The following is a 12,842-nucleotide window of genomic DNA, read 5'->3' as shown; positions in this document are numbered from 1 at the left end:
TTTTACTTTATTTCAAAAACTTTAATCTTCCTTCTAATAATTCATTGTTTTTTGCCAGTTCGTAAACTGTTTCTCCAAATTCTGTTTGGACATCCTTGTCAGCTCCTTTTGCAATTAAAAACTTAATAAATTCAGTGTTTTCACCTTTCATAGCAGCCAGCTGTAATGCAGTTAAACCTTCTTTGTTTTTGGCGTTAATGTCAGCGCCTTTTTCAGTTAAAAAATTGATTAAATATTCATTTTCTTTTGAAGTAGCAATTTGCAAAGTTTGAGCTTGAATTTCGACATCTTTTGAGATAAATAATTTCATGTATTTTTCAAAAAACACCTTGTCTTCCTTTTTATAAGTATCTACCAGATGAGTGATGAAGTTGTTTCCTTTTTTATCTTCTAAATGATAATTAACGTTCTGTTCCATTAATTTAGAGATGATCTTTTCATTTTTCGTACGCAATGCATAAGTAAGGATAGAATATCCATCTTTATTAATGATGTTTTTCTTCTCAGTGACTTCAAACAAGATTTCAATCGCAGGAGTGTTATTTCTAGCCATTGCAATCATCAAGGCTGTATTTCCTTCGACATTAACCTTGTTTACATCAGCACCAAATTCCATGAAATATTTAAAAACCGTTTCATCTTTCTGACTTCTTGCAAGATAATGCAAAACTGTACTTCCACTATTGTTGATCAAATCCAATTTAAGTCCTTGTGTATGTAAAAACCTGAACAATTGAAACTCGTTTACATGACTACGTTTTCCTCTCGCCGCAAAGAAGAGTGCATTTTCTCCATTTTTATTTTTTGCCTTAGGATCAAAGTCCTTTTCTATCAGTTGATTTAATACTTTTATATTTCCTTGTGCTGAAGCAAAGTGGAATAGATTGTTACCGGCTTTATCAGTTTGTTTTAAACTTAACCCATGTTCAAGGAAGAAATTTAATTGTTCAATATCTTCAATATGTTGACTCAATAAATGCATTGCAGTTTCTCCTTTTCTACTTGGTGTTTTTATAGGCAAACCATTTTCTTCAAGAAGAGTATAGATGTCAATGTTTAAGTTTCCACCCATTGCGGCAAAAGTCTGTGTGTTTTGACCTTTATCGTCGTAGATGTTAATGTCCGATCCTTTTTCAAGGAGTAATTTAACCACTGGATAGTTGTGTTTGTATGCAGCCCACATTAAGTAATTTCTTCCGTCGTGTGTAATTTTACTCACTTCATTTCCTTCGAGTGAAAGTAGGTAAGCGATTGTTTTTGTTGGAGCATTTTGTAAAATAGCATAAACTGTTGCGTCAAAGTTATATTTGTTAAACTCCGTTGGACTATTGCCTTCCTTTACTGCTTCTTTAACATCATTAATTGATGTCTTTTCATTCCAAAATGTACGATCTAGGAATACGTTTTTTTGAGCGTTTAATGTAAAAACGCAAGAAAATAAAATGATACTTAATATTGCTCTCATAACTAACTTAGAATTGTTCTAAATAATGGCAAAAATACAAATCTTTTAAAGGAATTACTGTACCATGTTTAGGGTAAAATTCCAATCACCATGCTTTTTAACTATAGTACGTGAAAGAAAAGCAGTAGGAGAATGAAGAAAGACACCATAATCGTATCTGAATTTAGGGAACTGTTTACTAATCTCTGTTTTTAAAAGGAATGCAAATCATTTGCTTCTCGTACGCGCCTAAGAAAACCGCGTTTGGGCCCCACCTGACTTCAGTCTTTTTGAAAAAATTATAGTGTTTGAGAACGACGAAGGAAGCTCAAGAATACAAATTAAAACAGGCAAGAATGAATAATGGCAAAAAGTAAATGACTAATTGAAAACAGATTTCTCAGTCACTGCGTTCCATCGAAATGACGAATTTAATTGGTTTGAGTCGTCGCGCTGTGCGCGACGAAGATCCACCCCAAAGCGAGGCCATTTCGAACAGCATGTACTGCTGGAGAAATCTGAGTAAATAGACAGTTTATCTATGGAGTACTTAAAAAAAGAATCCAAACGTTGATCTTTTCGGATGCGCATGAGAAAACCATGTTTGGGCCCCACTTGGCTTCATCCTTTCTGGAAAATTTATAGTGTTTGAAAACGACGAAGGAAGTTTGAGTTTATAAATTTTAGAAAGTGAAGGCAGAAGTGGGTAAAAGGTTTTCTAAGCGCTAGCCTTTTTGGCTTTACTTTTTGCGGTGATGGGAAAAAGTAAATAAAGACTTCTCGGTCAGTTGTTATTAAGCTGCCCTGTTAGGGCGAAGTTGCACTTATTCCTCTTGCTAACTGAGGCGATACCTCAGTTAGCAAGAGTTGCCCCTTCAGGGCGGAAATACAGTAGTGTACAAGAGTTTGGAGTCTTGAAAATTCAACTTTCTACTGATTTCAACTTTGAAAAAGTAAATAACTAATTGAAAACAGATTTCTCAGTCACTGCGATCCATCGAAATGACGAATTTAATTGGTTTGAATCGTCGCGCGCAGCGCGACGAAGTTTCACCCCAAAGCGAGGCCATTTCGAACAGCATGTAATGCTGGAGAAATCTGAGTAAACAGACAGTTTATCTATGGAATATTTAAAAAAGAATCCAAACCTTACTCTTCTCGGATGCGCCTAAGAAAACCACGTTTGGGCCCCACATTACTTCAGTCTTTCTGAAAAATTTATAGTGTTTGAGAACGACGAAGGGAGTTTGAGTTTATAAATTATAACAGGCAAGAATGAATAATGGGAAAAAGTAAATAACTAATTGAAAACAGATTTCTCAGTCACTGTGTTCCATCGAAATGACAGGATTATTGGATTAATTTCGTCGCGCGCAGCGCGACGAAGTTTCACTTAATGCCACGTCATTCCAATGATGTGAAACGACGAGGAGTCTTCATTCTTAAACTCTACCCTGTTGTTTTTAGTGTTTGAAAAATATAATCTTCTACTACATCTTAACAAACTCCCTAATCACCACGGTTTCTTTGCCTTCAATATCCGTTGAAACATAAATTTTATAGTTTCCATTACTGAAATTGTCAGTGTTAACTGTAGTGGTGTTCAGTCCTTTCTCCATTGCCTCTTCTTTGCTTACTTCTTGAATAATTCTTCCCAAATTATCCAAAATACGAATCGAAGCATTTCCTTCTTTTGGCATCACAATCTTGATGGTCAGCAAGTCGTGCACTGGGTTTGGATAAGGTTGAACTACAACAGCATTGTCTTCAGTTAAGGATTTACAAACTTCATTGTTTGCAGTTTCTTGTTCTGTAAATTGAGACGGATTTATGATTTCTCCTTTGATGCAAATATAGTTTTGTAAACTATCGTTTTTAGAAATAACAGCACTCGGCGAAGCGTTAAATACAAAGATCTCTTCTTCTTCAGCCAGTAACATTCCAGTCCATGTTTCTTTGATTAATCCTTCGTTTGGACTACTCAAAATTAAATCTACCTCTGAAATAGGAGTGCTTCCTGAGTTCTTTAATTGAACGCCAATTGTTAAGAATCCATTTGTCTCTTGTACAAAAAGTTGACCCAATTCAAGATCTGTTCTTTGTTTTAGCACAGGGAGTTGGATAATCATACTGTCTGTACAGTTCCATTGATTTTCCACCTTTAGTTTTACCGATTGTGTTGTTCCTATTTGAGTGTTGTCGAAAACAATACTTGTATCATTTTGAGTCGAGTAAATTCCGTTTCCAAAGTCCCAAATCAAAGTGTTTTCTCCTGTACTTGTATTTTCAAATAAAATTGGATAATCAGCGATAAATGCATTAGGTGTAAATGTGAAATCTGCGGCTAAAAATGGATTGATGGTAATTGTTGAAACTTCAGTGTTTAGACAGCCGAATCCAGAAGTCACAGTTTGTTCCAATGTGTATGTTCCATCTGTTGGAAAACTTTGTGTTATTGAAAATCCTGATTGTGCATTTTGATTGTTGAAATCCCAATCGACAATAGCCACACTTCCGTCAGGTACGAATGATGCATCTGAAAACTCAGTTGCTAAGCCTGCACAATTTTGTGAAATCGTGTTTGCCACTTGAGGTATTGCATGAATTTTAATGTCTTTTGAAACACTATGACTACAGCCATTGTCTGCTGTTGAACTTAAAGTTACGGTATAACTTCCATGCGTACTATATGGTTTTTGAGGGTCCGTTTGCGTGGCATTGGTTCCATCTCCAAAACTCCAAAACTGACTATTTAAACTCGCGGGTGCTGCTACAGTAGAAGTATTCTGAAAATCAACTACACTACCTTCACAAACTTCAGTGAAAGTGAAATCAGCCACAGGTTTAGGAGCAATCGTTTTAGTTTGTGTAAGGGTGTCAATACATCCGAAAACATCTGTTCCTACAAGCATCACATCATAATCTCCAGGTGCGTTAAAAATATGATCAGTGTTTTGACCTGAAGCCATATTATTGCTGCCACTTGAAGGGTCATCAAAGTTCCATTCCCATGTATTAATTAACGATGGAGTCATTTGACCGCCATTGAAAAGTATACTTTCGTCTTCACATTGATTGGAAGTAGCAAATGTCAAAATCGGTAAGCTACGTACCTCAATGGTGTCTGTTATATTGTTAAAACAACCTGCCGAAGTTTCAATCGTAAGGTGAACAGGGAAAAATCCGCTTGTGTCATACACTTGTGTTCCAGTTGCTATTGTTAAAGTGTCGTTATTGGCAAAAGCCCATTCCCAGTCTATTATTGTAGAACCATCTGTTGTTGTCGATTGATCTTGAAAGTTAAATGTATCCCCCAAACAAACTTCAGCTGGAATTTGCATCTGTACAATGGGTGCGTCTCCCAAAATGGTCACATCAATGGTGTCCTTTGCTATACAGCCATTACTATTTTCTACAATCACACTGTATGTTCCAGTAGTGTTGATTGCAATTGACGGCGTAACATCATTTGTATTCCATAAATAACTTACCGCTCCATTCGCGCCATTGAGGAGTTCAATTGTGTTTCCGGAACAGAGATTGGTGTCAGGGCCCAAACTCACCGAAGCTGGATATGGATCTTCTGCAAATGTTAAGGTATCCGATTTGAAAATACAACCATTCGTGTCCGTCACCACAACATGATAATCACCCGGAGTTTCTATCTCAAGTGTATCCCCCGTTGAACCATCCGACCATAGGTAGGAGTAGTGCTGACCGAGACCTGTGTCCCAAATTATTGAATCGTTGGGACAGTAGAGTTGAGTGGTAGGGTAGTTGAGTTCTGGGAGTACTTCAATAGTATCTCGAGAAACAAAACCAAAGATATCTTCCACTTCCACCCAGTAGGTACCAGGCCCATTAGCAATTAAACTATCTGCGGTAGATCCATCTGACCAGAGGTAGGAGGTGAATCTTTCTCCTGCGTATAGGGTGGTATCACAAAATCCGTATTGAGAGATGTTTCTTCCTAAATTAACTGGGGGAGCGTATTTGTGTTGCATTTGTGCGTGGACAAGATTTCTTAAAGAATCAGTAAGTACGGTATTGAAGAATAGGATTTGACCGAATGAGCCGTCGAAGTAGTAGTTCGCACCATTTCTCCCTCGGCCTAGCAAAGCTTCATTTGTGAAGATTACGCTGCCATTTGAAGAAGAAAACTTTGTAGAATTATTGATGTTAAAATTAAAGTTAATTCCACTTGAAATGTTTAAAATATGAGAAGTACACATTTCTAATGAATCAGTTAAAAACAAATTAGTAAAACGTATTGATCGACCAAATCCCGAGTAAACATAGTTGTTAGTGTAGGGATATACACCAATATCTAAACTTGTATTAAACCTCCATATTGCACTATGAAATTGATTTGTGATAGGAAAATTAAACTTTTTAACTAAAGAGATTATCTCTCCTTCTAGTAAATGAGATAAATCTGGACCAATTAAATATTCATTAGAATTAGGATTGAATTGAATGGTGTTTTTGTTATTTATTTGTTGGTCAATTGATTTAGACGGTCTTGAACTCAAGTTAGATTGGTTGAAATTTAAACCATTTCCAGATAAATCAGTCCATTGCTCAACTTTTCCATTCACATCTAGTATGACGCTGTCAGGATCTAGCATAAACTCTAATTCTGGCCAAGTTCTGAAATCAACTAAAGTGAAAATATGAGCATTTGACCAATTGGAGTTGTTGGGTTTTACCCTCCAATAATAAACAGTATTTGGGGTTAGGTTTTGAGCTAAATAAGAAAGTGAGGTTAAGTTGCTATTGTTTACGATCAGATTTGTAAAAGTGGGTTCGTCAGCTATTTGTAAGTGATAGTTGTTTGCCCCATTTTTACTGTTCCATTCAAATTGAATTTCTGTAACATCAAATACAGCACTGTCTTTTGGATATACGAGCAATCCTTGAGCGAAGGATAAAATACTTGTAAGGCAAAGTAAGAATGAAATAAGAGTTGGTTTTAAATTCACCATAATCAAGTAGAAAAATTTTCAATCAAAAGTAGGGAAAAAGGATGAAAAAGACATCAGCCTTCGGTACATTTTCCTCCTGGTGTCGGAAAACACTCAGTCTGACAAACAGAGAATACAGTTTTTCTCTAGTGTAGCGAATCATTCAGTCTGACAAGGAAAAGCATTGTTTGAAGATGATTGTCTCTTGGTAGTAATTGACTATAATATATAGTTTTTGTCAGACTGAGTGATTTCATGAGGAACGAATGAAATAGTACCGAAGGCGGACAAAAGCGTGTTATTTAAACTTCTTCTTCGCTAAATCTTTTAGCTCCCCTTCCCACCCGTTAATCAAAGCTTCCTTCTTCTTTCGTGTCCAACCTTTGAGTTGTTTCTCTCTGGCAATGGCGTTAATTATATATTCTGAACTTACGAAATAAACTAATTTTAATGGACGACGAGAGTAGGTGTATGATGTAGAGTTTTCTCCGGTGGTATGTTCAGAAAAACGACGCTCAATGTTATTGGTAACCCCGACATAATAAGAGTCATCACTGCATAAAAGGATATAGGTGTAATACTGCATTTGATTTAGAATTGTTAATTGTCTTATCATTAAGATAGTAAAAAAATTACTACTTTCGCAGCTGATTTTACAAGGCTATAATGAATACCATCAAGAATTTAATAAAAAAGTACTTTTCCTCTTTTAGCTACTTTTACAGTTATTTAGGATATAGAATATTTCTAATGCTTTTTTTAAGTATTCTAATTGGTATGCTTGACGGATTAGGATTGACCATGTTTTTACCCCTATTGCAAATGGCAGATGGGAGTTCCCAAGTTTCCAGTGAAGGTATGGGAAGTATGGGGTTTGTTGTAGAGGGGATTGAAAGTTTAGGCATTGTATTAAATATCAGAACAGCACTTCTCTTTATGTTTGGATTCTTTACCTTAAAAGGGATTATCTATTATGCTTCTTTGAAATTTAACGTGAGAATCCTACAATTCTTTGTGTCTTCAATGAGAATTAAACTCACGGACTTATTCACACGTTATTCATTTCAACAATTTGTTAGTTCTGATGTTGGAAGAATACAAAACTCTATGACTGGAGAAGTAGCTCGAGTTTCAAATGCTTATAAGAACTTTGCAGATAGCGTCCAAAACCTAATTATGGTGATGGTCTATTTGAGTTTCGTGTTTTTAGTGGATTGGAAGTTTGCTTTATTGGTAAGTGTCGGGGGTGGATTATCCAACCTGTTTTTTAGTCGTTTATTTAAAAAAACCAAGGAACAATCTGCTGAGTTGACCAAAAATAACAGTAAGTTTCAAGGGGTGATAATTCAGTATATCGCCAATTTTAAATACCTAAAAGCAACAGGGTTTGTGCGTACATATGCACACAGATTAAAAGATCAAATTAGAGAAGTTGAAAAGAACAACACTCAAATAGGAATTCTACACTCAAAAATAACAGCCTTACGAGAACCGATTTTAATTGGTGTTGTTTGTATTGTTATTTTGATTCAGGTTGAGTTTTTAGGAGGACAATTGGCCAGTATAATGATCAGTTTACTTTTCTTTTACCGCGCATTATCTGGATTAATGATTTTTCAAGCGAGTTATAATAACTATCTTTCTGTATCAGGGTCTCTAGATAATATCGTTAAATTTGAAAACGAATTGAAAGAAAGTGCAGAGCTTGAAGGCAAGAGAGAAATCCATCAATTTAAAAATCATATTGTTGCAGACAAAGTTGATTTTGGATATGATCAAGCGGATGGTATCTTAAAAGGATTAAGTCTTAAAATTCATAAAAACAAAACGATTGCATTTGTTGGGGAAAGCGGAAGTGGAAAAACGACTTTGGTCAATCTCTTAGGAGGATTATTAAGACCGAGTAATGGAGAAGTTTATATCGATGACATTCCATTTAAAGAATTAAATATGCATTCTTACCAATCGCGCATTGGTTATATTACACAAGAACCTGTTGTTTTTAATGATACGATCTATAATAATGTTACCCTTTGGGCAGAAACAACAGAAGAAAATATACAGCGTTATGAAGAGGCCTTAAATCAAGCTTCCTTAATAGAGTTCATTAATACACTTCCAAAAGAAGGAGAGACCTTATTGGGTAACAATGGGATTAACTTGAGCGGAGGACAAAAACAACGTATTTCAATTGCTCGTGAATTGTTCAAAGATATTGATATTCTTATATTAGACGAAGCAACTTCGGCTTTGGATTCCGAAACAGAAATGGAAATTCAAACGAATATTGATCAAATTAAAGGTGATTATACTATTTTGATTATTGCTCATCGTCTTTCAACAATCAAGAACGCTGATAAAGTATATATGATGGACAAAGGTAAGATAGTTGGACAAGGTAATTTCAAAGAGTTAGTTAAAAGCTCTGATAGATTTAAAAGAATGGTGGAATTACAAGAATTATAATATGTAATGGAAGATTTAGAAAAATTAATACCAGTAACAAAAACTTTTGTACCTCCAATCGAAGAATATACAAGTCAAATCAAACGTGCGTTTGATAAAGGGTGGTTAACCAATCGCGGTGCATTGACAATTGAACTTGAAGAGAAGTTGAAAGATTATCTGGAGGTTCCCCATATTAACCTTATGGCAAATGGTACTCTTCCTTTACAAATAGCCTTAAAACTATTAGGTGGAAATAGTGAAGTCATAACAACTCCTTTTTCGTATGTAGCTACAACTTCTGCGATTGTTTGGGAAAACTGTACTCCAGTTTTTGTTGATATTCATCCCGAATATTTAACAATTGATGAGAGTAAAATTGAAGCTGCTATTACTAAAAACACAACATGTATTTTAGCAACTCATGTTTTTGGAAACCCTTGTGATGTAGAAGAAATAAATCGAATAGCGAAGAAACATAATTTGAATGTTATTTATGATGCAGCCCATTGTTTTGGGGTTAGATATAAAGATAAGTCGATATTCGAATATGGAGATATAAGCACAATAAGTTTTCACGCAACAAAACTTTTTCATACTGGTGAAGGAGGTGCCCTTTTTGCTTCAGATTTTAATTTGCAGCATAAAAGTTATTATAGTCATAATTTTGGACATAATGGAGCAGAAAACTATTTTGGCGTTGGAATAAATGCCAAAATGTCTGAGTTACAAGCTGCAATGGGATTAACTGTTTTACCTTATATTAATGAGATACAAAAAGCACGAAATAAGGTGGTGGATTATTATATTGACAAATTAAATTGGAATAGCTTAGATAGAATTAAAATTCGTAATGGAACTGAATGGAATTATAGTTATTTTCCTGTGATTTTTAAATCAGAAGAAGTTTTATTAGAAGTTGTAAATGTTTTAAACAATGAGGGTGTTTTTCCTAGAAGATACTTTTACCCATCCTTAAATAATTTACAATTTGTTGAAAATTGTTTAATGGTAAATTCTGATTCAATTTCCTCAAGAATTCTATGTTTACCCTTATATGTTGGGCTTAATAAGGTAAGTCAGGATTCAATTATCAAATTAATTAATAATATAATAAACTCGTATTCATGTTGATTGTTGGAGCTAAAGGGTTTGCAAAGGAGGTACTGGAAGTTTGTGCCCAAAATGATTATTTGAAGGATTTAGTATTTTATGATGATGTTAGTTCTGATATTGAGGATAGAATGTATTCACGATTTCCAATATTAAAAAGTGAAAGTGAGGCGGCAGATTATTTTAATAAAAATGGAAAAAGCTTTGCTTTAGGTCTTGGAAACCCAAAAGCAAGGAGGTTAATGACCGAAAAAATGATTAGAATAGGAGGTGATTTAAAATCAATTATCTCTGAAAATGCAAGGATCGGAAGTTTTCTAACAAGTATAGGGAAAGGAAGTACAATATTAGATGGGGCCATAATTTCTAGTAATTGTACGATAGGAATAGGTTGTATAATCTACTATAACTCTGTTGTCTCTCATGATTGTATTGTAGGTGATTATTCGCAAGTATCACCATCTGCAACTATTTTAGGGAGATGTGAAATAGCCGATAATTGTTTTATTGGTGGTAACGCAACAATTCTTCCTGATATAAAAATAGGTAAAAATGTAATTGTAGCAGCAGGTGCAGTTGTAACGAAGGATGTTCCTGATAATGTGATGGTCGCAGGTATACCTGCAGTTATTAAAAAGCGAATTTAGATATGTATAAAATTATTCATTTACATACAGATCCAAAATTCTTTTATCTATCAAATTCATATCAGGACAAGGAGTTTGAAAATGTTGTTATTTACCTAGGTGAGATAAATGATACAATACATGATAAGTTAAATTCATTAAAGATGAAATTTAAGATTTATCCAAAAACAGAACAATCAATTGTAGAGATTTCTCGCGAATATCAACGTTTTAATGGCGCTGTTATTTACGACTTATGTGATTTTAAACAGCAATTTTTAAATAAATTCCCCAAATCTTTCAAGTTCTTTTGGTTGTTTTTTGGTTATGAAATCTATGGTCAGATACCAAAAAAATTTCTTTGTAAAGAAACATTCAAAAATGCATATCCAATTAACTTGAGTGTTTATGATTTCAAAAATTATATAACCAGGAAAATCAGTAGGATAAGAAATAAAGAGTTTGGCATAGATGAAATAAAAGAAATGGATTTTTATTCAAGAATTGATGCGATATTAATACATAGTAAACAAGAGTATGAGGAATTATCTAACTTTATTAAGTTGCCTAACTTTATTAAAAGAAATTTAAATGAAAAAGTTGTTTTTAAAACCCACCAAAAGGAACCTAAAATAATATTAGGGAATAGCAAGTCACACTGGAATAATCACTTGGAGGCTTTGTCTATTATTGATTCTGTTAAAAAAAGCAACATAACATTTTATATGTTTTTTAGTTATGGGAAAGAAGGCTTTTACTCAGATAAAGTTAGAAAAACGGCGTTAAAAAATGATAATATAAGAATAATAGAAGATTTTTTAGATTTTAAAGAATTTGAGAGTATCTATAAGGATTCGGCTGCTTTAATTATAAACTCTTATAGACAACATGCATTAGGCAATATATATACTGCTATATTTAATGGTTGCAAAATATACTTAAACACTAAGAGTTCTACATATAGGTGGTTAACATCTGAAGGTTTTAATATTAGCTCTATTGAATCCTTAAAATACGATTTAGAGAAGGATCTTATTTTTTTAAACTATGAAGAACAATTGAATAATTTTAATAAGTACATACAACTGCAAAGAGATTATACAAAAGAAGATTTTCTAAATAATATAAAAGAAACGTTAGATTCGTGAATTATATCTCTTGTTTACATTTTCAAGTTGAAGACAACTATTGAATATTCAATTCTAGGTCTATAATATATACAGTTAAAAACTAACTATGTCACTTTCTATATCTGTAATAATACCTGTTTATAATGCAGAGCCATTTCTGCGCAAGGCTGTAGAATCTGCATTGCAATTTAAAGAAGTAAAGGAGGTAATTCTTGTTGAGGATAAGTCTCCTGATAATGCTTTACTTATATGTGAACAATTAGTTTCAGAAGACAATAGAGTTCAATTGTTACAACATCCCAACAATGAGAATTTAGGAGCTGGAGAAAGTAGAAACTTAGGATTAAAACATGCTAAGCAAGAATACATTGCTTTTCTAGACGCTGATGATATTTATCTTCCGAATCGATTTGAAAAGGAGAAGGAACTTTTTAAAAATCTAGATGTCGATGGTGTTTATAATGCAATTGGTGTTCATTATTACAGTGAAGAAGCAAAAGTGAAATTTTGTAATACCTTTAATCATCCTTATAACTTATCTGAGAACTTTTTGACCACGGTTAATCGAGAGATCAACCCTAAAGAATTATTTGAAGCTTTAGTACGACCAAAAAATAGCGAAGGATATTTTTCTTTAGATGGTTTGACAATACGTAAGTCTTCTTTAAAGAAGTTAAAAGGAGGTTGGTTTAATGATGAACTACGGCTCCATCAAGATACAGAGTTTATAGCTCGACTATCCTTTTACCTCGATTTGTATACTGGTGAGATAACTAAAGCAACAGCTCTTCGTGGTGTTCATGAAAGCAATAGAATCACCAACAATATAGATGAAAAGGAACGAAATCTATTTTTAAAACACAATGCTATTGGATGTTGGGCCAAGTCTGAAGAATCTATGGATAATGACATTCAGCATTATCTAATTAATCAAAAACTATATCATGAAACATTTCAAAACAAGGGTTTTAAATTAATTAGCACTTTTATTAAAAATTCTTTCTTTTCTAAAGGCTATGTTGCAAAAAGAAAGTTTAAGGAATTGTTATTTCCTATCTATAATAAATTCAGATAATTTGACTTCAAAGGAAATCATAAATTTATAAGTATTATTATTCTT

Annotated in this window: 8 protein-coding genes; 5 read left to right on the top strand and 3 right to left on the bottom strand. The window is 33.7% G+C overall.

Annotated elements, in window-relative coordinates; all coding sequences use genetic code 11:
• Positions 1–7: 7 nt before the first annotated feature.
• The 3 genes from DXU93_RS02095 to DXU93_RS02085 all read right to left on the bottom strand — a co-directional run bounded on the left by DXU93_RS02095 (position 8) and on the right by DXU93_RS02085 (position 7,024).
• Positions 8–1,465, bottom strand: a complete 1,458-nt coding sequence (locus tag DXU93_RS02095; protein ID WP_116879584.1) for an ankyrin repeat domain-containing protein — start codon at positions 1,463–1,465, stop codon at positions 8–10.
• Positions 1,466–2,934: 1,469 nt separating this feature from the next.
• Positions 2,935–6,429, bottom strand: a complete 3,495-nt coding sequence (locus tag DXU93_RS02090) for a PKD domain-containing protein (RefSeq protein ID WP_116879583.1) — start codon at positions 6,427–6,429, stop codon at positions 2,935–2,937.
• A 277-nt stretch (positions 6,430–6,706) separates the two neighbouring features.
• On the bottom strand, positions 6,707–7,024 hold the full coding sequence (locus DXU93_RS02085) for a GIY-YIG nuclease family protein (RefSeq protein ID WP_240623405.1): 318 nt from the start codon (positions 7,022–7,024) through the stop codon (positions 6,707–6,709).
• 134 nt (positions 7,025–7,158) lie between these two features.
• On the opposite strand from DXU93_RS02085, the gene DXU93_RS02080 reads away from it, so the two are divergent.
• The 5 genes from DXU93_RS02080 to DXU93_RS02060 all read left to right on the top strand — a co-directional run bounded on the left by DXU93_RS02080 (position 7,159) and on the right by DXU93_RS02060 (position 12,797).
• Positions 7,159–8,874, top strand: coding sequence for an ABC transporter ATP-binding protein (locus DXU93_RS02080; RefSeq protein ID WP_116879582.1), 1,716 nt, complete (start codon positions 7,159–7,161; stop codon positions 8,872–8,874).
• A 6-nt stretch (positions 8,875–8,880) separates the two neighbouring features.
• Entirely contained in the window at positions 8,881–9,987 is a 1,107-nt protein-coding gene (locus DXU93_RS02075; protein WP_116879581.1) for a DegT/DnrJ/EryC1/StrS family aminotransferase, read from the top strand.
• The gene (locus DXU93_RS02070) at positions 9,981–10,613 is read left to right on the top strand and encodes an acetyltransferase (protein WP_116879580.1); all 633 of its coding nucleotides are present in this window, start codon (positions 9,981–9,983) and stop codon (positions 10,611–10,613) included. The genes DXU93_RS02075 and DXU93_RS02070 overlap by 7 nt, the downstream gene beginning before the upstream one ends.
• Positions 10,614–10,615: 2 nt before the next feature.
• Positions 10,616–11,740 carry a TDP-N-acetylfucosamine:lipid II N-acetylfucosaminyltransferase gene (locus tag DXU93_RS02065; RefSeq protein WP_116879579.1) on the top strand — a complete coding sequence of 375 codons (1,125 nt, stop codon included), beginning with the start codon at positions 10,616–10,618 and terminating at the stop codon, positions 11,738–11,740.
• 88 nt (positions 11,741–11,828) lie between these two features.
• The gene (locus DXU93_RS02060; RefSeq protein ID WP_116879578.1) at positions 11,829–12,797 is read left to right on the top strand and encodes a glycosyltransferase family 2 protein; all 969 of its coding nucleotides are present in this window, start codon (positions 11,829–11,831) and stop codon (positions 12,795–12,797) included.
• Positions 12,798–12,842: the final 45 nt, after the last annotated feature.

The sequence above is a fragment of the Brumimicrobium aurantiacum genome (genome assembly GCF_003402975.1).
Lineage (GTDB): Bacteria > Bacteroidota > Bacteroidia > Flavobacteriales_D > Crocinitomicaceae > Brumimicrobium > Brumimicrobium aurantiacum.
The sequence above is the reverse complement of the archived record's forward strand: the minus strand, read 5'-3'. Positions and strand labels throughout refer to the sequence as shown.